Genomic DNA, 1,053 nt, shown 5'->3' with positions numbered 1-1,053 from the left:
CGCGCCCGCCCGTACGCCCCCGCGGATCCTCCACGACCTGCGCTCCGGGCGGCCGGACGTCTCCGCCTTCCCCCGCGCCGCCTGGCTCACCTCCGCACGCCGCGCCCTGACCGCCGCGCCCAGCGCCGCCCTCGGCTACGACGACCCGCGCGGCCGGCCCGAACTGCGCCGCGCGCTGGCCGGATACCTCTCCCGCGCGCGGGGCGTGCGCGCCGACCCCGAACGGATCGTGGTCTGCGCCGGGTTCGTGCGCGGGCTGGCGCTGCTGGGTGAGGTGCTGGGCACCGCGGTGGCGGTGGAGTCGTACGGCCTGTGGATCCACCGCGACCTGCTGACCCGCGCCGGGGCGCGCACCGTACCGCTGCCGGTGGACGACCGCGGCGCCGACGTGTCCGCCCTGTACACCTCGGGGGCGCGTGCCGTCCTCCTCACCCCCGCCCACCAGTACCCCACCGGCGCGCCCCTCCACCCCGACCGGCGCACGGCGGCCGTCGACTGGGCGCGGGCCACCGGCGGACTGGTCCTGGAGGACGACTACGACGGCGAGTTCCGCTACGACCGCCAGCCCGTCGGCGCGCTCCAGGACCTCGACCCGGAGCGGGTGGTCTACCTCGGCACCGCCAGCAAGAGCCTGGCGCCGGGGCTGCGGCTGGGCTGGATGGTGGTGCCCGAGGCGCTGCTCGGCCCCGTCCTGGCCGTCCGCCGCGAGACGGCCGAGACCTGCGGCGCCCTCGACCAGCTCACCCTCGCCGACTTCGTGGACTCGGGGGCGTACGACCGGCACGTGCGCGCCATGCGGCTGCGCTACCGGCGCCGCCGCGACCAGCTGGTGGCCGCGCTCGCCGAGCACGCCCCCGCGGTACGCGTCACGGGCATCGCGGCCGGACTGCACGCCGTGCTGGAACTGCCGCCGGGCGCCGAGGGGCCGGTGCTGGAGGAGGCGGGACGTGCGGGGGTGGCCGTGGAGGGGCTGGCGCGCTTCCGCCACCCGGCCGCCCCGGAGCCCGGGGCCGGGCGCCCGGCCCCGGGCTCCGGGCGCGAGTGGTCCGGCCC

1 protein-coding gene is annotated in these 1,053 nt (G+C 79.2%); it reads left to right on the top strand.

Annotated elements, in window-relative coordinates; all coding sequences use genetic code 11:
* Positions 1–1,053: aminotransferase-like domain-containing protein (locus ACLIYP_RS30550; RefSeq protein ID WP_412716314.1), on the top strand; the 1,053-nt coding region annotated here is incomplete at both ends.

The organism is Streptomyces nanhaiensis, from assembly GCF_046614825.1.
In the GTDB taxonomy this organism is placed as follows: domain Bacteria; phylum Actinomycetota; class Actinomycetes; order Streptomycetales; family Streptomycetaceae; genus Streptomyces; species Streptomyces radiopugnans.
The sequence above is the reverse complement of the archived record's forward strand: the minus strand, read 5'-3'. Positions and strand labels throughout refer to the sequence as shown.